The 23,717-nt window shown below is 69.1% G+C and carries 23 protein-coding genes and 1 pseudogene; 8 read left to right on the top strand and 16 right to left on the bottom strand.

The genetic code is table 11. The features are described 5' to 3' along the window. Window positions 1-88: 88 nt before the first annotated feature. Window positions 89-1,045: an ATP-binding cassette domain-containing protein gene (locus tag NWFMUON74_RS34355; protein ID WP_187685835.1), complete on the top strand. Its 957-nt coding sequence runs from the start codon at window positions 89-91 to the stop codon at window positions 1,043-1,045. Continuing rightward, window positions 1,042-1,818 carry an ABC transporter permease gene (locus tag NWFMUON74_RS34360; RefSeq protein WP_187685836.1) on the top strand — a complete coding sequence of 259 codons (777 nt, stop codon included), beginning with the start codon at window positions 1,042-1,044 and terminating at the stop codon, window positions 1,816-1,818. Before NWFMUON74_RS34355 ends, NWFMUON74_RS34360 begins: the two co-directional genes overlap by 4 nt. A gap of 1 nt (window position 1,819) precedes the next feature. Here NWFMUON74_RS34360 and NWFMUON74_RS34365 read toward each other — a convergent pair whose 3' ends face one another. Together NWFMUON74_RS34365 and NWFMUON74_RS34370 are read right to left on the bottom strand one after the other, a co-directional pair. Continuing rightward, on the bottom strand, window positions 1,820-2,431 hold the full coding sequence (locus NWFMUON74_RS34365) for an HAD family hydrolase (protein WP_187685837.1): 612 nt from the start codon (window positions 2,429-2,431) through the stop codon (window positions 1,820-1,822). Next, a complete protein-coding gene (locus NWFMUON74_RS34370) occupies window positions 2,431-2,841 on the bottom strand; it encodes an SdpI family protein (RefSeq protein WP_342212957.1) in 411 nt (136 codons plus the stop codon). The genes NWFMUON74_RS34365 and NWFMUON74_RS34370 overlap by 1 nt, the downstream gene beginning before the upstream one ends. 130 nt (window positions 2,842-2,971) lie before the next feature. Between NWFMUON74_RS34370 and leuS the strand changes: the two genes are divergently transcribed. Continuing rightward, window positions 2,972-5,842, top strand: coding sequence for a leucine--tRNA ligase (gene leuS / locus NWFMUON74_RS34375; RefSeq protein WP_187685838.1), 2,871 nt, complete (start codon window positions 2,972-2,974; stop codon window positions 5,840-5,842). 6 nt (window positions 5,843-5,848) lie between these two features. On the opposite strand, the gene NWFMUON74_RS34380 is transcribed toward leuS, so the two are convergent. After that, window positions 5,849-6,550: an SDR family oxidoreductase gene (locus NWFMUON74_RS34380; RefSeq protein WP_187685839.1), complete on the bottom strand. Its 702-nt coding sequence runs from the start codon at window positions 6,548-6,550 to the stop codon at window positions 5,849-5,851. Window positions 6,551-6,767: 217 nt separating this feature from the next. On the opposite strand from NWFMUON74_RS34380, the gene ggh reads away from it, so the two are divergent. Together ggh and NWFMUON74_RS34390 are read left to right on the top strand one after the other, a co-directional pair. Then, window positions 6,768-8,102 (top strand): glucosylglycerate hydrolase, encoded by a 1,335-nt coding sequence (gene ggh, locus NWFMUON74_RS34385; protein WP_187685840.1) that lies wholly within the window; start codon window positions 6,768-6,770, stop codon window positions 8,100-8,102. A gap of 57 nt (window positions 8,103-8,159) precedes the next feature. After that, window positions 8,160-8,906 (top strand): glycoside hydrolase family 25 protein, encoded by a 747-nt coding sequence (locus NWFMUON74_RS34390; RefSeq protein ID WP_187685841.1) that lies wholly within the window; start codon window positions 8,160-8,162, stop codon window positions 8,904-8,906. 197 nt (window positions 8,907-9,103) lie between these two features. On the opposite strand, the gene NWFMUON74_RS34395 is transcribed toward NWFMUON74_RS34390, so the two are convergent. The 7 genes and pseudogenes from NWFMUON74_RS34395 to NWFMUON74_RS34425 form a co-directional block, all read right to left on the bottom strand. Next, window positions 9,104-9,400 carry a hypothetical protein gene (locus tag NWFMUON74_RS34395; RefSeq protein ID WP_187685842.1) on the bottom strand — a complete coding sequence of 99 codons (297 nt, stop codon included), beginning with the start codon at window positions 9,398-9,400 and terminating at the stop codon, window positions 9,104-9,106. A 107-nt stretch (window positions 9,401-9,507) separates the two neighbouring features. Beyond that, complete coding sequence (locus NWFMUON74_RS34400) at window positions 9,508-11,565, bottom strand: PhoX family protein (RefSeq protein WP_187685843.1); 2,058 nt, start codon at window positions 11,563-11,565, stop codon at window positions 9,508-9,510. Between the two features lie 95 nt (window positions 11,566-11,660). Then, entirely contained in the window at window positions 11,661-12,389 is a 729-nt protein-coding gene (locus NWFMUON74_RS34405) for an amino acid ABC transporter ATP-binding protein (protein ID WP_187685844.1), read from the bottom strand. After that, window positions 12,386-14,170 carry an ABC transporter substrate-binding protein/permease gene (locus NWFMUON74_RS34410; RefSeq protein ID WP_232110744.1) on the bottom strand — a complete coding sequence of 595 codons (1,785 nt, stop codon included), beginning with the start codon at window positions 14,168-14,170 and terminating at the stop codon, window positions 12,386-12,388. The genes NWFMUON74_RS34405 and NWFMUON74_RS34410 overlap by 4 nt, the downstream gene beginning before the upstream one ends. A 47-nt stretch (window positions 14,171-14,217) precedes the next feature. Beyond that, window positions 14,218-15,323 (bottom strand): annotated as a pseudogene (locus NWFMUON74_RS34415) (YeiH family protein). A gap of 4 nt (window positions 15,324-15,327) precedes the next feature. Continuing rightward, window positions 15,328-15,489, bottom strand: coding sequence for a hypothetical protein (locus NWFMUON74_RS34420; protein WP_187689624.1), 162 nt, complete (start codon window positions 15,487-15,489; stop codon window positions 15,328-15,330). A gap of 113 nt (window positions 15,490-15,602) precedes the next feature. Then, the gene (locus NWFMUON74_RS34425) at window positions 15,603-16,397 is read right to left on the bottom strand and encodes an LLM class F420-dependent oxidoreductase (RefSeq protein ID WP_187685846.1); all 795 of its coding nucleotides are present in this window, start codon (window positions 16,395-16,397) and stop codon (window positions 15,603-15,605) included. A gap of 137 nt (window positions 16,398-16,534) precedes the next feature. On the opposite strand from NWFMUON74_RS34425, the gene NWFMUON74_RS34430 reads away from it, so the two are divergent. Beyond that, the gene (locus NWFMUON74_RS34430) at window positions 16,535-17,623 is read left to right on the top strand and encodes an ABC transporter ATP-binding protein (RefSeq protein ID WP_187685847.1); all 1,089 of its coding nucleotides are present in this window, start codon (window positions 16,535-16,537) and stop codon (window positions 17,621-17,623) included. 87 nt (window positions 17,624-17,710) lie between these two features. Here NWFMUON74_RS34430 and NWFMUON74_RS34435 read toward each other — a convergent pair whose 3' ends face one another. Continuing rightward, window positions 17,711-18,235 carry a winged helix-turn-helix transcriptional regulator gene (locus NWFMUON74_RS34435; RefSeq protein WP_187685848.1) on the bottom strand — a complete coding sequence of 175 codons (525 nt, stop codon included), beginning with the start codon at window positions 18,233-18,235 and terminating at the stop codon, window positions 17,711-17,713. Between the two features lie 78 nt (window positions 18,236-18,313). Here NWFMUON74_RS34435 and NWFMUON74_RS34440 point away from each other — a divergent pair, with 78 nt between their 5' ends. Then, complete coding sequence (locus NWFMUON74_RS34440) at window positions 18,314-19,483, top strand: thiolase family protein (RefSeq protein ID WP_187685849.1); 1,170 nt, start codon at window positions 18,314-18,316, stop codon at window positions 19,481-19,483. A gap of 24 nt (window positions 19,484-19,507) precedes the next feature. On the opposite strand, the gene NWFMUON74_RS34445 is transcribed toward NWFMUON74_RS34440, so the two are convergent. Continuing rightward, a complete protein-coding gene (locus tag NWFMUON74_RS34445; RefSeq protein ID WP_187685850.1) occupies window positions 19,508-19,888 on the bottom strand; it encodes a hypothetical protein in 381 nt (126 codons plus the stop codon). Between the two features lie 74 nt (window positions 19,889-19,962). On the opposite strand from NWFMUON74_RS34445, the gene NWFMUON74_RS34450 reads away from it, so the two are divergent. Next, window positions 19,963-20,937, top strand: coding sequence for an o-succinylbenzoate synthase (locus NWFMUON74_RS34450; RefSeq protein WP_187685851.1), 975 nt, complete (start codon window positions 19,963-19,965; stop codon window positions 20,935-20,937). Window positions 20,938-20,957: 20 nt separating this feature from the next. Here NWFMUON74_RS34450 and NWFMUON74_RS34455 read toward each other — a convergent pair whose 3' ends face one another. The 4 genes from NWFMUON74_RS34455 to NWFMUON74_RS34470 form a co-directional block, all read right to left on the bottom strand. Next, window positions 20,958-21,638, bottom strand: a complete 681-nt coding sequence (locus NWFMUON74_RS34455) for a maleylpyruvate isomerase family mycothiol-dependent enzyme (RefSeq protein WP_232110745.1) — start codon at window positions 21,636-21,638, stop codon at window positions 20,958-20,960. A gap of 86 nt (window positions 21,639-21,724) precedes the next feature. After that, window positions 21,725-22,162 carry a hypothetical protein gene (locus NWFMUON74_RS34460; RefSeq protein ID WP_187685852.1) on the bottom strand — a complete coding sequence of 146 codons (438 nt, stop codon included), beginning with the start codon at window positions 22,160-22,162 and terminating at the stop codon, window positions 21,725-21,727. A gap of 161 nt (window positions 22,163-22,323) precedes the next feature. Beyond that, window positions 22,324-22,836, bottom strand: a complete 513-nt coding sequence (locus tag NWFMUON74_RS34465) for a TIGR04338 family metallohydrolase (protein WP_187685853.1) — start codon at window positions 22,834-22,836, stop codon at window positions 22,324-22,326. A gap of 41 nt (window positions 22,837-22,877) precedes the next feature. Next, entirely contained in the window at window positions 22,878-23,705 is an 828-nt protein-coding gene (locus NWFMUON74_RS34470) for a DUF2786 domain-containing protein (RefSeq protein WP_187689600.1), read from the bottom strand. Window positions 23,706-23,717 lie beyond the last annotated feature (12 nt).

Consider the following 23,717-nt stretch of genomic DNA (forward strand, 5'->3'; position numbering starts at 1 on the left):
CGAATAGGACCACACCTTGACCACCGCACAGTGGTCACGGCTCGGTCGACGCATGCATTGATTCATATCTGTTGATGAGAGGACAGTGATGAAAAACGGATATCCCCCGCCGGCCATCTCGGTCACCGGCCTGCGGAAATCCTTCGGGGAACAGGTCGTGCTCGGCGGCATCGACCTGACCGTCGGCGAAGGCACGATCTTCTCGCTGCTCGGCCCCAACGGCGCGGGCAAGACCACCACCGTGCAGATCCTGTCGACGCTGCTGCGCGCCGACGGCGGCGAGGTCCGGGTCGGCGGGCACGACATCGCCGGTGATCCGGACTCGGTGCGGGCCGTGATCGGCGTGACGGGCCAGTTCTCCGCGGTCGACGAGCTGCTGACCGGCCGGGAGAACCTGCTGCTGATGGGCGACCTGCAGCATCTGCCGCGCAGCGAGAGCAAGCGCCGCGCCGACGACCTGCTGACGCGATTCGACCTGGTCGAGGCCGCCGACAAGGTGGCGGGCGCCTACTCCGGGGGCATGACCCGGCGACTGGACCTGGCCATGACACTGGTCGGCGATCCACAGGTGATCTTCCTCGACGAACCCACCACCGGACTCGACCCGCGCAGCCGCCGCGCCATGTGGGAGATCATCCGCGAACTGGTCGCGGGTGGCGTGACGGTCTTCCTCACCACCCAGTATCTGGAGGAGGCGGACCAACTGGCGGACCGGATCGCGGTCCTCGATCACGGCCGCATCGTCGCGCAGGGCACGCCCGAGCAGTTGAAGCGGCTCGTGCCGGGCGGGCACATCAGATTGACCTTCGCCGATCGCGCCACCCTGGACATCGCCACCCAGTTGCTCGGTGGCGTGCCACAGCCCGAGGACCCGACACTCGCGATTCCCGGCGACGGCAGCGTGCAGACGCTGCGCGCACTGCTGGACCGGCTCGACACCGCGGGGATCGAACCCGCGGGCCTGGCCGTGCACACCCCCGATCTCGACGACGTATTCCTCGCTCTCACCGGACAATCCGTTCCCGAAAAGGAAATCGCGCAATGAGTACCGCCACCTACGCGCTGGCCGACACGGCCACCATGCTGCGCCGGAACATCGTGCACGCCAAGCGTTATCCGGCCATGACGATCATGCTGGTCGCCATGCCGCTGGTGCTGCTGCTGATGTTCAACTACGTATTCGGCGGCGCCTTGGAGAAATCGCTCGCCGCGGGCGAGAAGTACATCGACTACATCGCCCCGGGCATGATCCTGATGGTCCCCGCGCTGCTGGTCACCTCCGTCTCGGTGTCGGTGGCGACGGATATGACCAAGGGCATCGTCAACCGGTTCCGCACCATGTCGATGTCGCATTCGTCGATACTCACCGGCGAGATACTCGGCACGATGATCCAGGGGATGCTGGGTGTTGCCCTCATGGTGGGGGTGGCGCTGCTGCTCGGATTCCGCCCGAACGCCGACGCGATCGAATGGGTGCTCGCCCTCGGCCTGCTGGTCCTGGTGCTGTTCGCATTCAATTGGCTCGGAGCGGGTTTCGGCCTGGCGGCCGCGTCTCCGGAGGGCGCGAGCAACACGCCCACCCCGGTCGTCTACCTGCCGATGCTCGGCAGCGGCCTGGTTCCCACCGACACCATGCCCGCCGGCGTGCGCCACTTCGCCGAGTACCAGCCGTTCACCCCGATCACCGAGACCCTGCGCGGCCTGCTCATGGGCACCGAGATCGGCAACAACGGCATCATCGCCCTCGGCTGGTGCGCGGCCATCGCGGCGGTCGGATATCTCTGGGCGAAAACCACATTCCGCCGCAAGACCGCCTGAGTCAGCCGACCTCGGCCTGGGTGAGCCAGTCCGGGAAGGCGGTCAGGTCGGGCAGGACGGTGTCGGCGCCCGCGGCGCGCAGCTCCTCGGCGGTGCACGGGCCGGTGGTCACGGCGACCGAGTAGGCGCGGGCGGCGCGGGCGCCGCGGACGTCGCCGATGTGGTCACCGACGTAGATGCTCGCGCCCTCCGCTCGGAGGGCGCGAGCTTTGCCGTCGGCCCACAGGTCGCCGATGACGGCGTCGGCGGGGATGTCGAGATGTTCCAGGTGCAGTTCGGCATTGGGCTGATACTTGGCGGTGACGACGATCGCCCGGCCACCGGCCGCGTGCACCGCCTCGATCGCCTCTCGCGCGCCCCGCATCTCGAGGGTTCCGGTGACGGCGTGGCCGGGATACATCTCGCGGTAGAGGTTCGCCATCGCGGGGACGTGGGCGGCGGGAAACCAGTGCGCCAGTTCGTCCTCGAGCGGTGGTCCCAGGCGGGTGACGACGAGATCGCAGTCGATGTAGGTGCCGGTGCGTTCGGCCAGCGCCACGTAGCAGGCGCGGATGCCGGGGCGGGAATCGATCAGGGTCATGTCCAGGTCGAAGCCGACCGTGAACGGCCGCATCAACTCGCTGGCTGGCAGGCGTCCCGCAGCGAGCAGGCGCCACAGGCCCGGCCGCAGCCGCCCACCTCGGGCGCGAGCCCGGCGATCGCCCCGGCGGCGGCGTTCACACCCGCGCCGAGAACGAACACGGCGATCAACGCGGCCAGCAGCGCGCCGATGATCCCCACCACGGGCCCCGCGAACAAGGCGATCACACCACCGGCGGCCAGCAGCACCCCGGCACCGAAGGAGGTCGGCGCGGCCACTCGATTGGCGATGCGGAAGGACTCCTCCGTGCGCAACGCCTCGTCGGTGTGCACGCCGAAGAACCGATTACGGGGCAGCGAGCCGGTCAGCCCGAGTACCCCGGTGACAACGGCCACCGCCGCCAGCACGAACAGGATCAGCGCCACCACGAACACTCCGCTCACGCTACCCGGTCCGCAATGCCGCCATTCCCCCGCCCCGCCGCAACTCCGCCCCTTTTTGGGCCCTGACGTGCGCACGCTCTAGTCTGGGGACAACGTTCACCCGGGGATATGGCGACAAGAAGGCAGGATCGTGCAGGACACTCGTGCAACCGACCAAGCCGGTGCGACCGCGACCGGTGACAGCGACGTGCCCGCACACCGCTACAACGCCGACCTGGCCGGACGCATCGAGCGCAAATGGCAGCAGGTCTGGGACGAGCGCGGCACCTTCTTCGCGCCGAACCCGGTGGGTCCGCTGAGCGGCGAGACCCCGGCCGACAAGCTGTTCATTCAGGACATGTTCCCGTACCCGTCGGGCGCGGGGCTGCACGTCGGGCACCCCCTGGGTTATATCGCCACCGACGTGTTCGCCCGGTACCACCGCATGCGCGGCCGCAACGTGCTGCACGCGCTGGGCTACGACGCCTTCGGCCTGCCCGCCGAGCAGTACGCCGTGCAGACCGGGGCCCACCCGCGCGTCACCACCGAGGCCAACATCAAGAACATGCGGCGCCAGCTGGACCGGCTGGGCCTGGGCCACGACCGCCGCCGCTCGTTCGCTACCACCGATCCCGAGTTCTACAAGTGGACGCAGTGGATCTTCCTGCGCATCTACAACGCCTGGTACGACACCGGCGCGAACAAGGCCCGCCCGATCGCCGAGCTGGCCGCCGAATTCGATTCGGGTGCAAGGGAAATCGGTGACGGCCGGGTCTGGTCGGAGCTGTCCGAGGCCGAGCGCGGTGCGGTGCTGGACTCCTATCGCCTGGTGTACCAGTCCGATTCGGTGGTCAACTGGTGCCCGGGGCTGGGCACGGTGCTGGCCAACGAGGAGGTCACCGCCGAGGGGCGTAGCGAGCGCGGCAACTTCCCGGTCTTCCGCAAGCGCCTGCGGCAGTGGATGATGCGCATCACCGCCTACTCCGACCGCCTGGTCGACGACCTGGACCTGCTGGACTGGCCCGACAACGTGAAGGCCATGCAGCGCAACTGGATCGGCCGCTCGCGCGGCGCGCAGGTCACCTTCACCGCGAACGACCACGCCATCGAGGTCTTCACCACCCGCCCCGACACCCTGTTCGGCGCCACGTATGTCGTGCTCGCCCCGGAGCACGAGCTGGTGGACCGGCTGGTCGCCGCCCAGTGGCCCGAGGATGTCGACCCGCGCTGGACCTTCCACGCGGCCACGCCCGCGCAAGCCGTTGCCGACTACCGCGATTCGATCGCCGCCAAGTCGGATCTGGAGCGCCAGGAGAACAAGCAGAAGACCGGCGTCTTCCTGGGCGCGTACGCCACCAACCCGGTCGACGGCCGCCAGGTCCCGGTCTTCATCGCCGATTACGTGTTGAGCGGCTACGGCACCGGAGCCATCATGGCCGTGCCGGGCCACGATCAGCGGGACTGGGAGTTCGCCACGGCGTTCGGGCTGCCGATCGTGGAAGTCGTCGCGGGCGGCGACATCTCGACCGCCGCGTACCCGGGCGAGGGCACCCTGGTGAACTCCGGCTATCTGAACGGGCTGTCGATCGAGGCCGCCAAGGCGAAGGTGATCGAGCACCTGGAAGCCGACGGTCGCGGCCGGGGCACCGTCCAGTACAAGCTGCGCGACTGGCTGTTCGCGCGGCAGCGGTACTGGGGTGAGCCGTTCCCGATCGTCTACGACGAGGACGGCCGGGCGCACGCGCTGCCGGATTCGATGCTGCCGGTGGAGCTGCCCGAGGTACCGGACTTCGCCCCGGTCACCTTCGACCCGGACGACGCCGACTCCGAACCGTCCCCGCCACTGGCCAAGGCCACCGACTGGGTCCATGTCGAACTGGATCTGGGCGACGGCCCCAAGACCTACCGCCGCGACACCAATGTGATGCCGCAGTGGGCGGGCAGTTCCTGGTACCAGCTGCGCTACACCGATCCGACCAACACCGAGGCGCTGGCCGCGCCGGAGAACGAGCGGTACTGGCTGGGCCCGCGCCCGGCCGAGCACGGCCCGAACGATCCGGGTGGCGTCGACCTGTACGTCGGCGGCGTCGAGCACGCGGTGCTGCACCTGCTGTACGCGCGGTTCTGGCAGAAGGTGCTGTTCGACCTCGGTGATGTGTCCGGCCCGGAGCCGTACCGCCGCCTGTTCAACCAGGGCTATATTCAGGCGTACGCCTACACCGACAAGCGCGGCGCCTATGTGCCCGCCGCCGAGGTCGAGGAGCGGCTGGGCAAGTTCTTCTGGACCGACGGCGACGGCGCCGAGCACGAGGTGTTCCAGGAGTACGGCAAGATCGGCAAGTCGCTGAAGAACGCCGTGTCCCCGGACGAGATGTACGACCTGTACGGCGCGGACACCTTCCGCTTCTACGAGATGTCGATGGGCCCGCTGGACACCTCGCGCCCCTGGGCGACGAAGGATGTCGTGGGAGCGCACCGGTTCCTGCAGCGCGTGTGGCGGCTGGTGGTCGACGAGGAGTCCGGCGCGGTGCGGGTCACCGAGGACGAGCCGTCGGACGGCACGCTGCGCCTGCTGCACAAGACGATCGACGGCGTCGACGGCGACTACGCCGCGCTGCGGGACAATACCGCCGGGGCCAAGCTGATCGAGCTGACCAACCACCTGACCAAGGAGTATCCGCAGGGCCCGCCGCGGTCGGTGGTGGAGCCGCTGGTGCAGATGCTGGCGCCGATGTCGCCGCACATCGCCGAGGAGCTGTGGGAACGCCTGGGGCACCGCACCGCGCTGGCGCACGGCCCGTTCCCGGCCGCGGATCCGGCACTGCTGGTGGAGGATTCGGTCGAGTACCCGATCCAGGTCAACGGCAAGGTCCGCAGCCGCGTCAGCGTCCCGGCCGACGCCGACACCGCGACCGTGGAGACGCTGGCGCTGGCGGACGAGAAGCTGCTGGAGTTCCTGAACGGCAAGCAGCCGCGCAAGGTGATCGTGGTGCCGGGGCGGTTGGTGAACGTGGTCGCCTAGTTCGGGTCAGCGGGCGATCGGGCGCAGGACTATTTCGGTGGGGTGGGCGTCGCGTGGTGTGTGTACCGCGTCGCGCACTGCTCGCGCCACTGTCGCGGGGGTGAGGAATTCGTTCGGGTCGTAGGCGCGGCCCTCGCCCGCGACGATGGCGCGCTGCATGTCGGTGTCGATGCGGCCGGGGTGGATCGAGGTGACGCGCAGGTCGGGTTCCTCGAGGCGGAGGGCGTCACCGAAGGCGCGCAGGGCGAACTTGCTGGCCGCGTAGATGCCCCAGCCCGCGTTCGCCCGTAGGCCCGCGCCCGAATTGATCAGTACCACATGGCCTTTCGCCGCGCGCAGGGCCGGGAGTAGCATCCGGGTCAGCTCGGAGACGGCGATTACGTTGGCCTCCAGTGTGTTTCGCCACTGCTCGACGGAAGACTCGGCGAAGGTGCCCAATTCGGCGATACCGGCGTTGTGCACGAGTACCTCGAGCCGCTCGATCAGCGCGGTCGCGCGCTCGACGGCCGCGTAGTCGGTCAGGTCCACCGGCCATCCGGCGGCGCCGGGCAATTCGGCCAGGACGGCGGTCAGCGACGCCGCGGTGCGGGCGCCGAGCAGCAGGTCGTGGGTGGGCGCCAGCTCCGTGGCGATGGCGGCGCCGAGCCCGCGGCTCGCCCCGGTGATCAGCGCTGTCGGTCTGGTTTGCGCGGAGCTGGATTCGGCCATGCGACAACCGTAACCGGGTGGTGCGTAGCTGTGAGCAAACAGTCACTCCCCGAGTGGCGAGCACCGAGCGGCCGGGTGTATCAATCTCGGCAACCCGGAATCACGAACCGAGGCGGACAGCGTGAGAACTGCCGAACAGCAGCCGGCACCACACCGGACGGCGGGCGCAGCGCCCGCGCAACGCGCATACCTGAAGGTGACGTCGCAGAATGGGGGGATGAACGGGCCCGGTTTCACCCCGACACAACTGGCGGCCCGTGCCGCATACCTGCTGCGTGGCAACGACTTGGGCACGATGACCAGCGCCGCACCGAAGCTGTATCCGCACATGTGGAGCTGGGACGCGGCGTTCGTCGCGGTCGGCCTGGCCCCGCTGAGTGTGGAACGCGCGGTGGTCGAACTCGACACGCTGCTGTCGGCGCAGTGGAAGAACGGGATGATCCCGCACATCGTGTTCGCCAACGGTGTGGACGGCTACTTTCCCGGCCCGGCCCGCTGGGAGTGCCGCCGCCTGGCCGCCAACGCGCCGGACGGCCCGGACACCTCCGGCATCACGCAGCCGCCGGTGCACGCGATCGCCGTGCAGCGCATCCTCGACCACTCCCGCCGGCACGGCCGCACCACCCGGGCGGTCGCCGAGGAATTCCTGAACCGGCGCTGGGTGGATCTGATGCGCTGGCATCGCTGGCTGGCGCACGCGCGCGACACCAAGCAGAACGGCCGCCTCACCCTGTACCACGGCTGGGAATCGGGGATGGACAATTCGCCGCGCTGGGACCGCGCCTACCAGAACGTGGTGCCCGGCGACCTGACACCCTACGAGCGCGCCGACATCACCCTGGTCGACGCCTCCCAGCGGCCCAGCGATCGCGAGTACGACCGCTACATGTGGCTGGTCGAGCAGATGCGCCGGTGTGGGTACGACGATTACCAACTGGCCGCCACGATGAGTTTCGCGGTGGAGGACGTGTTCGTCACCGCGATCTTCGCGCTCGCCTGTGAGGTCCTGGCCAATATCGGCGAGGACTACCGCCTGCCCCACGCCGATGTGCGCGAGCTGTACGAATGGTCGGACTACTTCCGCGCCGGCGTCGTCGCCACCACCGATTCGCGCACGGGCGCGGCCCGCGATTTCGATGTGCGCCTGGGCCGCTGGATCACCACCGAGACCCTCGCCATGTTCGCGCCACTGCTGTGCGGCGGCCTGCCCCGCGACGCCGAGCGCAGCCTGCTGCGGTTGTTCGAGGGCCCGCGCTTCTGCGGCCATCCGGACCTGCGCTACGCGCTGCCGCCGTCGACCTCGCCCGTGGCCAAGGACTTTCGCGCGCGCGAATACTGGCGCGGTCCGGTGTGGCCGGTGATGAGCTGGCTGTTCTCCTGGGTGTTCGCCCGCCGCGGCTGGGCGGAACGGTCGTTCATGCTGCGGGCGGAGGGCCTGCGCCAGGCCAGCGACGGCAGTTTCGCCGAGTACTACGATCCCTTCACCGGCGAGCCGCTGGGCAGCATGCAGCAGTCCTGGACGGCGGCTTCGGTACTCGACTGGCTCGGCTGAATTGGGATGCGGCCCGGATCCGCGCATCCGGAGCAATCACTGCCTACTCTCATAACCATGTATCGACGCACCGTGGCTCGCCCGAGAGTTCGTCGCACGCTTCTGGCCCTGCCCGCGCTGGCGGCAGTCGGCATCCTTTCAGCAACTACCGTGTCCGCCGAGCCGACCGGCCCGGACGTGTCGTCCTGGCAGCACATCGACGGCCGGATGATCAACTGGTTCGAGGTTAAGGCCGCGGGCAATCACTTCGCGATGGTGAAGGCCACCGAGGGGCTGAACTACGTCAATCCGTACTTCGTGCCCGACAGCGTGCTGATGCGCGCGGCGGGTGTCGCCCGGGGCACCTACCACTACGCGCATCCGGAACTGCCGCCGGAACCGCAGGCCGCGCTGTACGCGACGGTCGTGCTGGGCCAGAACGGCCCGCTGGACCTGCCGCCGGTGCTGGACCTGGAGAACTCCGGCGGCCTGCCACCGGCCGCGCTGATCGATTGGACCCACCGCTATCTGAACACGGTGCGGGCCCTCACCGGCCGGGTGCCGATCATCTACACCTATCCGGCGTTCTGGCGCACGGCGATGGCCGACACCGGCGAGTTCACCGGCTACCCCCTGTGGATCGCCGACTACCGCGGTAACGAGCAGCCCGAGGTGCCCGGCGGCTGGCCCGCCTGGACCTTCTGGCAGACCACCGATTCCGGGCAGATCCCGGGCATCGCGGGCCGCACCGATCTCAACATCTACAGCGGCGCGCAGGGCGATTTCGCCCGCTTCGCCAACATGCCCGCCACGGGGAGCGGGTAGTTCCCGGCGAAAGCATGCCGGGAATGGGTGGTCGCGCATGCCCGGGGAATGGTGGTCGCACGCCCGGGAGTGGTGGTTGCCGCACGCCCGGGAGTGGTGGTCGCACTCCCGGGAACCGTGGTCACACACGCCGGGAGTGGGGTGCCGCCACGCACGCAATGGGTGCCGCCACGCCCGGAATAGGGGGTGGGGCGGGGTCAGTGCTCGTCGTAGTGGCCGTCGTGGGCGGCGTGGCGGCAGCCGTCGTGGATGTAGTCCACATGGTCGCCGTGCGGGACGGCCACGTGTCCACAGCCGTCGCCGTGCACGTGGTCGTGGCCGGTGTGCTCGGTGTGTCCGGTCGGCTCGCACTCGTCGAAGTGGCCGTCGTGCTCGCGGTGCAGGTGGCCGTCGTGCACGTAGTCGACGTGGTCGCCGTGGGGCACCGACACGTGTCCGCACCCCGCGCCGTGCACATGGGTGTGATCGGTGTGCGTGGCATGTGCTGTGGTCATCGATCTGTCCTCTTTCCTTGTGGAGTGCCCATGTCTAAAGGCATCGTGTGTCGATAACCACACATTAACAGTTGCGCATTAATCCACAGATCGAGCGACGCGCGGTCCTACACGCCGATGTTGCCGCCGTCCTTCCACACCGCGACGACCGCCGGGCGCGGCTGCGCGGTCCCGCCGTCGGGCCAGTGCGAGGCGGGCTGGTCCGCCGAGGCGCCGTCGACCTCGCCCGGATGCTGCACGCAGACCATGACCCGCTTGTCGGTCACCACCGGTCCGCAGGTCTCCGCCCCCTTGGGCACGGTGAGGAACTGTTTGGTCTCGCCGCGCCGCTCACCCTCGAGCACGACCGAGAACAGGCCATCGTTGGATTTCAGCGCGTTGCCGTCGGTGGCGATCCACAGGTTGCCGTAGGGGTCGAAGGCCAGGTTGTCCGGGCAGGAGATCGGGCTGACCTTGGTCTTGTCGAAACCGGCGAAGTAGGTGTCGGCGGCCTGGGGGTCGCCGCAGACCAGCAGCAGCGACCAGGTGAACGCCGTGCCCCCGTGGTCGTCGGTGATCTCGAGGACCTGACCGTTCTTGTTCTGGTTACGCGGATTGGCCTCGTCGGCGGCGGCCTTGCCCGCGGTGCCGCGGTTGCTGTTGTTGGTGAGGGCCACGTACACCTTCCCGGTCTTCGGGTTCGGCTCGAAGTCCTCGGGGCGGTCCATCTTGGTCGCGCCCACCTTGTCGCCGGCCACCCGGGTGAACACCGCGACCTCCTCGGCGGACATGCCCTCGACCAGCGACGTGCCCTTGCCGTCGGCGGCGGTCTGCAGGATCGGGATCCACTGCCCGGTACCGGTGAATCCCTTGTCCGAGGGCGGTTTTCCGCTGCCGTCGACCTGATCCGGGTGATCGCCGGTCAGCTTCGCGACATACAGGGTGCCCTCGTCGAGGATCGTCATGTTGTGCTTGCGGGTCGCCGCGGTGTTGCCCTGCTGAATCTTCTTGGCGGAGACGAACTTGTACATGTACTCGAAACGCTCGTCGTCGCCGGAGTACGCCACCACGGTGCCGTCCGGCGTGACGTAGATGTTGGCGGACTCGTGTTTGAACCTGCCCAGCGCGGTGTGCTTGATCGGCGGGGCGGTGGGATCCCACGGATCGAGTTCGACGATGTAGCCGAAACGGTTCGGCTCGTTGGGTTCCTGCGCCACGTCGAAGCGCTTGTCGAAACGCTCCCAGTGCCGCGGCAGTTCGCCCTGACCCGCGCCCGGGTGGCCGAGGCCGTAGCGCTTTCCGCGCTCCTGCGCGACCGGATCGGCCAGCACCCCGGCGAAGTACTGGTTGAAGTTCTCCTCGCCGGACAGCACCGTGCCCCACGGGGTGATCCCGCCCGAGCAGTTGTTCAGTGTCCCGCGCACTGTGGTGCCGGTCGGGTCGGTCGAGGTCCGCAGCAGCGCGCTGCCCGCCGCCGGACCGGTCAGGGTGAATTCGGTGGTGCCGGTGACGCGCCGGTTGTAGCGGCCGAGCACCGGGGTCAGTCTGCCCGACCCGGATTCGCCCTTGACCTCGACGACCGAAAGACCATGCGCCGCAAGGCAGACCTCGAACTGCTCGCGGGTCGGCGCGTCCGGGACGTAACCGGTGAACATGTGCGGTTCGGTGGTGTATTCGTGGTTCACCACCAGCAGGTAGGAGTCCGGCTGTCCCTCGATGGGCAGCAGTCCGGCGAAGTCGTTGTTGTAGCCGAACTGCTTGGCCTGCGCGGCCGCGGTCTGTCTGCCGAAGTCGAAGGCGGGCGCGTCCGGAAGTACGGGATCGCCCCAGCGGATGACCACCGCCTGTCGATAGCCATCGGGGATCACCACCGCGTCCTGGGTATTGGGCGCGACGGCTGGGAACGCCGTACCCGTGCCCGGACGGCTGCTGCCGGTCGGCTGGGGCTCGTCGTCCCCGCAGGCCGCGAGGGCCGTACCCGCCCCCGCCGCCAGCACGACCGCCGCGCTGCCCCGCAGCAGCCGCCGCCGCGAGATGGACGCGACGATATCGCCGAAGTATTCACCGGCCGAGGTGTTGGGCGCCTCGTGGAAACAGGCGTTTCCACACTTGTAGGCGCAGGTGGTCGAGGAGCGCGACGAGCGGCCGTCGTGCGTCACGAACAGAGACAAAGGCTTGAGATTCACAATCGCTCCTCGAATGGTCCGGCGATGCGCACGCTAAACGCATCGCGCGAGCCGGAGAAGACGAACGAGTGAACATCCGACCAATTAGGCCACCCTCAGAGCACCTGAGAGAGGAACTGCCGCAATCGCGGGGTCGCCGCGTCGTCGAAAAGCCGATCCGGCGCGCCGGATTCGACGACGGCGCCCCGGTCCATGAACACCACGCTATCGGAAACCGACCGGGCGAAACCCATCTCGTGGGTCACCACGATCATGGTCATGCCGCCCGACGCCAGGTCGGCCATCAGCGCCAGCACGCCCTTGACCAGCTCGGGATCCAGCGCCGAGGTCGCCTCGTCGAACAGCATCAGCTCCGGTTTCATCGCCAGTGCGCGCGCGATGGCGACGCGCTGCTGCTGGCCGCCGGACAGGTTGCCGGGGCGCGCATCGGCGCGGGCGGCCAGGCCGACGGTCTCGAGCTGTTCGAGCGCGACCGCGCGGGCCGCGTCCTTGGACAGCCCGCGCAGCTTGCGCGGGCCCAGCGCCACATTGTCCGCGACGGTCATGTGCGGGAACAGGTTGAAGTGCTGGAACACCATGCCGATGCGCTGACGCAGCTTGTCCGGGTCCTCGCCGAGCACCGAGACGCCGTCGATCAGCACATCACCGGCGTCCGGTTCGTGCAGGCGGTTCAGCACGCGCAGCAGCGAGGATTTGCCCGACCCGGACGGGCCGATCACGGTCGTGGTCTTTCCGGCGTCGACGTGGATGTCGACGCCGCGCAGGACTTCGTTGCCGCCCAGGGTGAGACGCAGTCCGGTACCGGTCAGGGAGGAACTGCTCATGCTCCACGTCCTTCCGTGACGACGGCCTGTTCGATGGGCTCGGCCGGGTCCTCGCGCCGCCCGGTGCGCAGTCTGCGATCGATGTAGTTCACCAGATGGGTGAGTGGAATGGTCAGCAGCAGGTAGACCAGGCCCGCGGCGACCAGCGGGGACAGGTTGCCGGTCTGCGCGTTGAGGTCGCGCCCGACCGCGAACAGTTCGCGCTGCGAGGCCAGCAGGCCGAGGAAGTAGATCAGCGACGAGTCCTTGATCAGCGCGATGAACTGGTTCATCAGCGCGGGCAGCACCCGCCGCACGCCCTGCGGGATCACCACCAGCGTCATCGCCTGCCGGTAACCGAACCCGATGGCGCGCGCGGCCTCCAGCTGTCCGGCCTCCACCGACTGGATGCCGGAGCGGAAGATCTCGCCGATGTAGGCGGCGGCCAGCAGCGCCAGGGCGACCGCGCCGAGCCAGTAGGGGTTGTTGCCGGTGAGGTTCTTGACCACCGGTCCGATGCCGAGGCCGATCAGCAGGATGATCACCACGGCGGGCAGGCCACGGAAGATGTCGGTGTAAATCCTTGCGGGCCAGCGCAACCAGCGCGTCCGCGCGATACCGGCGACCGCCAGCAGCATGCCCAGCAGGGTGCCCAGCACGCCCGAAACCACCGCCAGGATCAGCGTATTCGGCAATCCGGTCTTGAACAGGTCGGGAAAAGCCTTGCGGTACAACGACCAGTCGAAGAACGTGTCCCGCAGCTGCTCGAGGGTGGACTTCGGCGCCGACTGCCCGGTGGCGGTGTTCTGATGCTCGGCCGCGATCTTGTCGAAGTCGGGCAGCTGCGGCAGCGGGGCCGCTTTGGAGCCCGGCTTCCAGCCCGGCGGGAAGGAACGCGGCGCCCAGTCGGAGTAGAGCCGCGCGTAGGTTCCGTCGGCGATGACCGCGTCCAGGCCCGCGTTGAGCGCGTCGATGAGCGGCTGGTTGTCCTTGCGCACCGCCCAGGCGGTGAAGTTGTTCAGGCTGAAGGTGTTCTGGACGATCGAGGTCGAGTCGCCCGGCTTGACCGCGCCGGTGGCCTGCGCCGACGGCGCCACCCACGCGTCGATCTGGCCGGATTTCAGATTCGCGTACGCGGTGTTGTAGTCCGGGAACTTCACCGGATCGAGCTTCAAGGTGTTGACGACGTACTCGTCTTGCACCGTGCCCTGCACCACGCCGATCCGCACACCGGATTTCAGGTCCGAGAAGCCCTTGACCGGGCTGCCGTTCTGGACGACCAGCGAGAAGTATCCGAAGTCGTAGCCGTTGGTGAAGCCGACCAGTTGGCGGCGCGCGTCGGTGGTGGTGATGCTCGACGAACCGGCGTCGAAGCGCCCGTTGGCCACCTGGGCCAGCAGGCCCGCGAACTCGGTGCCGGAGAATTCCACCTGGAGGCCGAGTTTCGCGCCGACCGCCTTCAGCAGCTCGTTGTCGAAGCCGGTGAATACGCCCTGGCCGTTCACGCAGATGCTCGGCGGGGCGTCCGACAAGGTGCCGACGCTCAGTTTGCCCGGGGTGAGCAGACCCAATCTGCCGGTGTCGATTCGGTCCAGCGGCACGGTGTTCGGTGTGGTGAACCGGTCGGTCCCCGCCTCGGCGCCCGTGGCCAGGTTGGTCGGGGCCGCCGACGCCGACTCGACGCCCGGCGGCGCGCACAATCCACTGCTAGCCGACGAATTGCTGCTGTCCGAACCGCAGGCCGTGAGGAACAGCAGGCTCAATACCGACAGCACCGCTAGCAGCGCACGGGATCGCGACACGGGCAAACGGACCATAGGCGAGAACATTAGCCGGAAACCGCCACCCATCAGTCGACCACGCCCCGGTGCAGCACCCGCACGGTGAGCAGCACCAACCCCAGCGACACCGTCGCCACGACGACCAGCCCGACCACCGCCACCACCAGCGGCCGCCACCCGGAGCGCCCGAGTTCACGGAAATCGGTGTTCAGGCCGACCCCGGCGAAGGTGAGCAGAAAGGCCCACTTCGACACGTTGCCCAGGTTGGCGAGCTGCGGCTTGTCGATCCAGTGCACGGTCGCCAGCGCGGACACCGCCAGGAAGCCGAGCACGAACTTGGGGAACTCGGCCCACACGAACGCCGCCTTGGCGCGCAGCCCCGGGGCCAGGGCGTCGGCTTCGCCGCGGGCGGCCCAGTAGAGGGCGAAGCCGAGCACCACGAACCCGATCAGCGCGTTGCGGGTCGACTTCACCAGCACCGCCAGCTTGCCCGCGGCGTCGGAGTAGGCGTAGCCGGTAGCGGTGGTCTCGGCGGTGTTGTCCACGGCCAGGCCCGCCCACAGGCCGAACTCGTGATCGGTCAGGCCGAGGCCGTGCCCGATCGCGGGCAGGGTGAACAGCGACACCGCGCCCAGCGTCACGATCGCGGCGATCGCATAGCTCACATCGGCGTTGCGGGCTCGGATGGCGCCGCGCGCGGCCACGATCGCCGAGACGCCGCAGATCGAAGTGCCCACGGCCAGTAGCGAACCCAGCTTTCCGGACAGGCCCAGCAGCCGGGCGACGGTGAGGATGATGGCGCCCGCCACCGTCATGTCGATCAGGATCAGCACGAAGCTGGTGCCACCGAGTTTCGCGACGTCACCGAGCAAAACCGGGAGCCCAGCGTGACGATGCCGACCTTCAGCCAGAACTCGTAGGTGCCGATGCCCGGCTTGAAGATGCGGTGCACGCCAACGGTATTGGCGATGATCAGACCGAAAACGATGGCCCAGAGCACATATTCGATGTCGGGGAAGCGCCAGTGGTGGTCGTGGACCAGGTTGTTCACCCAGGTCTGGGTGTATTTGCCGAGCAGACCGACCGCGATCAGCAGGGCGATGCCCGGCAGATAGGCCGGTGCCCCGCGCAATGCGCCGGAATCCGCCGGTGCCGTGGAGGTTTCGGTGCTCATCGGATCACCACGGGATCGTCGGCAGCACGTCGGCGACGGCGAGCAGCACGAATACGCCCGCGACGAGCACCGCCCACCAGTCCACGCCGATCCGGCGCCATACCGGTATCGGTGCGGCGGACGCCTCCGGATCCTCCGATGCGGGCGCAGCGCCCGGTTCACTCATGGCCGACTCCCTCATCGCGGCTGATCCCGGGGCACTCCCGCGACCAGCCGCCATGATGAACCGCATCACCTCCCGCGGGAAGTGATCGAATCACCGGGATTCGATCCGCCGGATCAGGCGATGCCGGTGACGGATTCGGGATTGAACTCGTCGCGCCAGCGGATGGCCTCGACCAGCGTGGACAGGTCGTAGTCGGGACCGCCGGTACCCACGGTGAAGGTGGTGGCGCCCGCGGCCACCAGGGCCGGAGCCTTGTCGGCGCCGGGCCAGTCCACGGAGCGCTCGATGCTCTCCGGGTCGGTGCCGACGGCCGCGCAATGGTCGGCGAGGATCTTCGACTTGCGTTCCAGCACATCCAGTTCCGCGAAGGTGTGCCAGATGTCGCCGTACTCGGCCACCAGCCGCAGCGTCTTCTTCTCGCCGCCGCCACCGATGAGGATCGGAATGTCGCGGACCGGCTGCGGATTGAGCTTCTTCAGTCGGCTGTCGACGCGGGCCAGGTATTCCTTCAGCAGGTTCAGACGTGTTCCCGCCGTGCCGAATTCGTAACCGTACTCGTCGTAGTCCTTCTCGAACCAGCCCGCGCCGATGCCGAGAATCAGGCGGCCACCGGAGATGTGGTCCACGGTGCGGGCCATATCGGCCAGCAGGTCCGGGTTGCGGTAGCCGCCACCGGTGACCAGCGCGCCCAGTTCGACCCGCTCGGTCTGCTCGGCGATGGCGCCGAGCATGGTCCAGCACTCGAAGTGCGCACCGTCGGGGTCGCCGTAGAGCGGGTAGAAGTGGTCCCAGTTGAACACGATGTCCACGCCCGCGTCCTCGGCACGGAGCACGGCGTCACGGATCAGTCCGTAGTCGGGGGCGTGCTGGGGTTGTATCTGAACTCCGATCCGAACGGGCCGGGCCATTGCTCCTCCTCGCGGTATCGATGCGTCGCAGGCGAGGCTACCCGCCCGGGCAGTAGGATTCCGCTCTGCGGCCGCGCCGCGGCACCCTCTACTCGGATCGTCCGGCACGTTCCTGCCGGTGAAGGGATTGATTCACGATGGCCACGGTCACCTTCGACCGCGCGACCCGGCTGTACCCGGGCGCCACCAAACCCGCCGTCGACCAGCTGGACCTCGAGATCGCCGACGGCGAATTCCTGGTGCTGGTCGGTCCCTCGGGCTGCGGCAAGTCCACCTCGCTGCGCATGCTCGCCGGGCTCGAGGACGTCGACGGCGGGCGCATCCTCATCGGCGACAAGGACGTCACCGTCGCCGAGCCCAAGGAACGCGACATCGCGATGGTGTTCCAGAACTACGCGCTGTACCCGCACATGACCGTCGCGGACAATATGGGTTTCGCGCTCAAGATGGCGAAGGTGCCCAAGGCGGAGCGCGACCAGCGGGTGCGGGAGGCGGCCGCGTTGCTCGACCTCGAACAGTTCCTGGACCGCAAGCCCAAGCAGCTGTCCGGCGGCCAGCGCCAGCGCGTGGCGATGGGCCGGGCGATCGTGCGGCAGCCGCAGGTGTTCCTGATGGACGAGCCGCTGTCGAACCTGGACGCCAAGCTGCGCGTGCAGACCCGCACCCAGATCGCGCAGTTGCAGCGCCGCCTCGGCACCACGACCGTCTACGTCACCCACGATCAGGTCGAGGCGATGACCATGGGCGACCGGGTGGCGGTGCTCAAAGACGGTCTGCTGCAACAGTGTGCGACGCCGCGCGACCTGTACCGGGACCCGGCGAATCTGTTCGTGGCGGGGTTCATGGGTTCCCCGGCGATGAATCTGTTCACACTGCCGGTCGCGGACGAGGGGGTGGTGCTGGGCGGGCACACACTGCCGGTGCCGCGTACGGTCGCCGACGCCGTCGAGGGAACCGTCGTGGTCGGCATCCGGCCGGAGCACTTCGACCTCGCCGGGTCCGGTGACGGGATCGCGATGGAGGTCGACGTGGTCGAGGAACTCGGCTCCGACGCCTACATCTACGGCCGCACCCTCGGCACGGACGGCGACTCGGGCGACGGCGAGACCATCGTGGCACGGGCGGACTGGCGCAATCCCCCGTCGAAGGGCGAAAAGCTCTCCCTGACAGCGACTTCCGAACACATCTACTTCTTCGCGCCCGAGGACGGCCGCCGCCTGAACTGAGGGACGACCGGCGCGCCCCGCCCCCGGCGTAAGCCGGGGCGGGTGCCTGCCGGTGGGTAAGCCGGGGTGAGCGCGCTCGTCGAGGGCTCAGGCCGGAGCGGATGCCTCGCGCTCGCGCGCTGCTCGCCACTTGCGGTTGACGCGGATGCGGAGGTTCTCCAAGGGCACCTCGTTGCCCGACGCGCTGCGCACCTCGACGCGCACCGGCTCGCCGGTGGCATCCTCGAGGCGTTCGAGCGGGGGTTCGCCGTCCTGCAGGTACTGGTCGCCCCACTGCCACAGGGCGAACACGACCGGTAGCAGGTCGCGGCCCTTGGCGGTGAGCACGTATTCGTCGCGGGTGCGCTTGCCGTCCTCGCGGTAGGGCTGTTTGCGGAGCAGGCCCGCCTCGGTGAGCTTGCGCAGGGCGGCCGAGGCGGCGGCGTCGGTGATGCCCACACGGGCGGCGAAGCCGTCGAAGCGCGTGGTGCCGTAGATGGTCTCGCGCAGGATGAGCAACGCCGACCGGGTGCCGACGATATCGAGCGCCTTGACGATCGAGCAGTGGTCGGGCTTCCACGAACTCAGGTCACGCAAGGGTCCTTCCAGTACAGCCGCCATGAGATCGATCATAGCAATTCTGACTTGTGGCAACTATTGCCAGCTCGTAGTCTGGCTATAGATCGGTTTAGCTAGAGCGAAGGAACCGTCATGAGAGACGCAGTCATCGTCGAGGCCGTGCGCACCCCCATCGGCAAGGGCAAGCCCACCGGCGCCCTGCACGGGGTGCATCCGGTCGATTTGCTGGCGCACAGCCTGCGCGAGGTGGTGCGGCGCAGCGGGATCGATCCGGAGCTGATCGACGACGTGATCGGCGGCGTCGTCACCCAGGTCGGCGAGCAGGCCGTCAATGTCACCCGGCGGGCCGCGTTGGCCGCCGGCTACCCCGAATCGGTGCCCGCGACCACCGTCGACCGCCAGTGCGGCAGCAGCCAGCAGGCCATCCACTTCGCGGCACAGGGCGTCATCGCGGGCGCGTACGACGTGGTGGTCGCCGCCGGACTCGAATCGATGAGCCGGATCCCGATGGGCACGAGCGTGCTCGGCGCCACCGATCTCGACGGGGTCGCGTTCCGCGAGCGCTACCCCGAAGAGCTTGTGCCGCAGGGCATCAGCGCCGAGCTGATCGCGGCCCGCTGGGGAATCGGCCGCACCGCCATGGACGAGTTCGCCCTCGCCAGCCACGAGAAGGCCGCCGCCGCGACGAAGAACGGCTCGTTCGAGGCGCAGCTCGCCCCCCTCGCCGGGCTGACCACCGACGAGGGTATCCGCGTCGGCAGCACACCGGCCACGCTCGCGGGCCTGCGACCGGCCTATTACAGCGAGGCGTACGCGGCCCGGTTCCCGGAGATCGGCTGGAATGTGACCGCCGCCAATGCCAGCCAGATCAACGACGGCAGCGCGGCCGTACTCATCACGACCAGCGAGAAGGCGAAGCAACTCGGCCTGACCCCGCTGGCCCGGCTGCACAGCTTCGCCGTGGCCGGCGACGATCCGCTGCTCATGCTGACCGCTGTCATCCCCGCCACTCGGAAGGTGCTGCGGCGCGCGGGTTTACAGCTTTCCGATATCGACCTGATCGAGATCAACGAGGCGTTCGCCTCGGTGGTGCTGGCGTGGCAGCGCGACACCGGTGCGGACCTGTCGCGGGTCAACGTGCACGGCGGCGCCATCGCCCTGGGGCATCCGCTCGGCGCGTCGGGCGCCCGGCTGGCCACCACCCTCGTGCACGCCATGCGCGAACGCGGCGCGCGGTACGGCCTGCAAACCATGTGCGAGGCAGGAGGTTTGGCCAACGCCACCGTCTTCGAGCGGTTGTGACGGTGGCCGGGCGGTGCATCGCCGTCAGCCGGTGACCTGTTCGGCCAGCAGCAGGCCGGTGACGAACGAGGCGGGCACCAGCAGGAGTGCGAGCGCCGCCCACCACCACATGTACCAGCGCTTGACTCCCGCGACGATCACCATCACCAGTCCGCCGCCGAGGGCCGCCGCGGTACCGCCCCACGAGACCAGGATGCCCCAGGTGGCGAACTCCTCGCGGCATCCGGTTCCGTAGCCGCACGGGTCGGTGGCCATGGCGAAGAACGGGGTGAACGACGCCGCGAACAGGCCGAGCAGGGCGGCGAGCGAATACAGCACGACGGCCAGCACCAGATCCCAGGTCCGGATGGGCCGGGGCGCGGGCGGCAGCGGCGGACAGGCCATCGGCTGGGGGTAGGTCATCATGGGTCCAGGGTGGCCGACCAGCGGCGGCTCGGGATCCGCAAAACTACTCAGTGCGAGCTGGTTAGGCTGCCGGGGTGAGCGATCTGCTGGATCCCGAGTCGGCCTTCGTCTACGCGATCCCGCTGCGGACGCGTTTTCGCGGGATCACGGTGCGCGAGGGGATGCTGGTCGAAGGGCCCCGTGGGTGGGGCGAATTCTGCCCGTTCCCCGAGTACGACGATCGGGAGGCGGCGGGTTGGCTGGCGACTACGGTCGAGCAGATCACCGAGGGGTGGCCGGCGCCGGTGCGGGAACGGATCCCGGTCAACTGCACCGTGCCCGCGGTCGGGCCCGAGCGGGCGCACGAGATCGTGGCCGGATCGGGATGCCGCACGGCGAAGGTCAAGGTCGCCGACCACCCCGATGCCCTGACCGAGGATTTGGAGCGGGTGGCCGCGGTCCGCGACGCCCTCGGGCCCGGCGGGGCCGTGCGGATCGATGCCAACGCGGCGTGGGATGTGGCGACGGCGGTAGCGCACATCCGCCGAATCGACCGGGCGGCAGGCGGTGTGGAGTACGTCGAGCAACCGTGCCGCACCGTCGAGGAGCTGGCGGAGGTGCGCCGCCGCGTCGAGGTCCGCATCGCCGCCGACGAATCCATCCGCCGGGCCGAGGATCCGCTGCGGGTGGCGGTCGCGGGAGCGGCCGACGTGGCCGTGCTCAAGTGCACTCCGCTCGGCGGTGTGCGCCGGGCGCTGCGGGTCGCCGCGGCCGCCGGACTTCCGTGCGTGGTCTCCTCGGCGCTGGAGACGAGCGTCGGCCTGTCCGCTCAGCTCGCCCTGGCCGGTGCGCTGCCGGACCTCGACTTCGCCTGCGGCCTGGGCACACTGCGCTTGTTCGACGGCGACGTCACCGCACCCTCGCTGCTCCCCGTCGACGGTTTCCTGCCCGTTCCGGCTACCCCGCCGGAGCCGAATCCGGAACTGCTGCAACGCTTCCGCCACCCGGACGCGGACCGGGAGCGCTGGTGGCGCGACCGCCTCGACCGCGTCCGCCGATTGCTGCCGTGAACCACCGCTCACGAGCGCCCTTACCCGGCGATACGGTGCGCCAGCACCCCTGCTCCCGGACCGGCGAGTTGCTCGAGCGCCACCGGACGGCCGGTGGCCGCGAGCAGGAGATCCGCCGCCTTCCCGGTGATCTCGGGGCCGGTTCCGGATTCCCAATCCATATCGGTGGCAACGAGTTTCAGGCCGGACAGCCGGGCCGGGGCGCCGAGGAAACGGTTGCCCACCACATAGTGCAGGACCGGGACCGCGTGCTCCGGCAGCAGGGGCAGGCTCCGCCGCAGCGGGCGGGCGATGTCCTGGCCGTGCACGAGCACGTCCATCAGCGGGTCCATCGGCGAGCTGAAGGGAGTGCGGCGGGACGATTCGGCGCTCTCGCGCAGTTGCTCGATCAGCTCGGCGGCGGGCAAGCGCGCCGCGCGTTCCCGCGCGACGGTGGCCTCCATCCGATCGAAGCTGCCGCGCGCCCGGATCGCCTCCTTCACCACCGACCACACCGACGTTCTGGTCGTCGTGGTCAGGTGCGCCAGCACCTCGTGTACGGTCCACGCCGCGCACAGCGACGGTGTCGACCACTCGTCGGCCCCGAGCCCGGCCAGGAACTCACACAACCGCAGCCGCTCGACCCGCACGGCGGCCTCGATCTGCGCCGTCTCCAGTACCGGCGCCCACGCACGCGAACGCTCGTCGTTGGTCTCGATCATCGAACCTCACTCGATAGCCCGTCCCGTCCCCGCTGTGTAGACGCGGCGAGATCGGCGAACTCATCGGCACGGTCGATGGGCGGGCGTCAGCACCAGCTCGCGTGGGGGCGGCAGACCTGCCAGCCGGTGCCGTCGGCGTTCGGAACCGCGGTCCAGGTGGACGTGCCCCGCTCGGCGCCCAGGGCGCGTTCGGGTCGCTGCGGACCGTTGTCGCGCTGACGATATGCACGCCTGTTGTCGCGAATCTCGTTCTGACGGAGCCTATTCGTTTCGAGGTGGTGGTAGCCACGCGGGTCGATGTGCCGCCAGCCGGTGGTGTCGCGCGGGTCGGCCGGACCGCGGTCGGAGTGCGTCCGCACGCCCGGGTCGGCGGCCGCGACCCCGGCGGTGACCAGGGAGCCGAGGGCGGCCGCGCCTGCGACCAGGGCCAGAGCGGCCGTCCGGGTTGCCCGGCGACCGGCCGTCGCCTCGGGGTGGGATCTGCGGTCCGTCGCCGGATGTCGCCTCGGAAGTACACGTCGCATTGTCGGCCCCTTTGCCTCGTTGCTGTCGTGCGCCCTGTTCACCTGCGCGTCAGAGCCCATCTACGTAGGTTAATAGTACGTAGTTGAATCGTACGTACGGCGAACGTAGATTGCTCGTAGTCGTGCCTCGGGCCATAGGGGCCGACCGGAGCGGAAGCGGGTCAGCCGAGGCGGACGCCGCAGCCCAGCATGGTGGTGCGCAACAGCAGCGCGGCCTCCGGACCGATCACGCCGTCCACCAGCTCGACGTAGCGAGAGCAGAATTCGGGGCCGTGGGCGGTCAGCTCGGCGCCGGCGGGCTCCAGGTGATGCGCGATTTCGTGCAGGATCACCAATTCCCGCAGGGCCCAGGCGGTTCCGCGGGTGTGCAGGGGCACGGCCAGCACCGCGGTCTCGACCTCGTAGTGCGCGGCCGACGCACCCGCCCGGGCACGGACGGTCAGAGGAGTGTGTGACCTTTCCCATTGTGCCCGTACCCAATTCAGTGACAAGACACGATCGACGTAGCTCTGCACCGACTCCACCGAGGCGAAGCGCCGCTCGACCGGCAGCGTGATCTGCGAGCCGTGCAGATCCACCGTCCGGGCCCCGTACGCGTCGGCCCGCTCGAACATCCGCCGCACCAACCCCTCGGCGTCGTACACCTTGCCGCGCTGGGCATCCCGCACACTCACGACCTGACCCCTACCCACCCGAGCCCACGACGCGGCACCGTTCACCCGTCGCCCGAACCGAGCTGACCGCGGGCCGCGCCCAGTTCGGGCGCCGAGCCCAGGCGCGCCGCCCGGCCCGCGCGGTCCCCGGCGCGCCGGGCGGCGGCCGAGTAGCCCGCCGACTCCTGCGGGCCGCGCCACGTGCCGCGGGCCTCCGAGGTGCGGGTATAGAAGTCGTGCAGCTCCAGTTCCTTGTCGCGCAGGGCCAGTTCGGTGCCGGGGGCGGCGGTCGGCTCCGCGCGCACCTCGGCCTCCACGTCCGCGCGCACCTCGGCCAGCCGCTTGCCGACGCGGGCGGCGAAGGCCATCTGGAAGTTCAGCCGGGCGGTCACCGCCGCGACCGGAGCCTGCACGCGGCGCTGCACCGCACGGCCCCAACGGTTCTCGACGACGATCTTCTCCACCGTCGCCGACTTGTACCGGCCCGACTTGATGTACTGGTCCGAGGCCCGCACCATCTGCACCAGCAGGCTGGTGTACAGCGCCTCGCAGGTGGCGATGTCGGTGTCGAAGCCGTAGGCGTACACCTGCGTGGACGAGCGGGCCACGTCGCAGCGCACGTCGTTGGCCGCCGCGATCGCCACGAACAGCTGCACATACGTGCGCAGCCCGCGCTTACCGGCCGCGCCGATCGCAATCACCTTCTGCGTGGGCGTTTTCCGATGCTCGCGGCCGGCGATGTGGGCGCGCGCCACCGTCAGGTCGATCGACGAACGGGTCGCCAGGCGCTGCGCGGCGGCGAGAAATGCCTCGGCCTCGTGCTCGTTGTCGGTCGACTCGGCCTGGCGGAGCAGCCCACCGATCCTGGTTAGCAGTTTGTCGTTTGTCAGCTGGGTCGACAT

Source organism: Nocardia wallacei (genome assembly GCF_014466955.1).
Lineage (GTDB): Bacteria > Actinomycetota > Actinomycetes > Mycobacteriales > Mycobacteriaceae > Nocardia > Nocardia wallacei.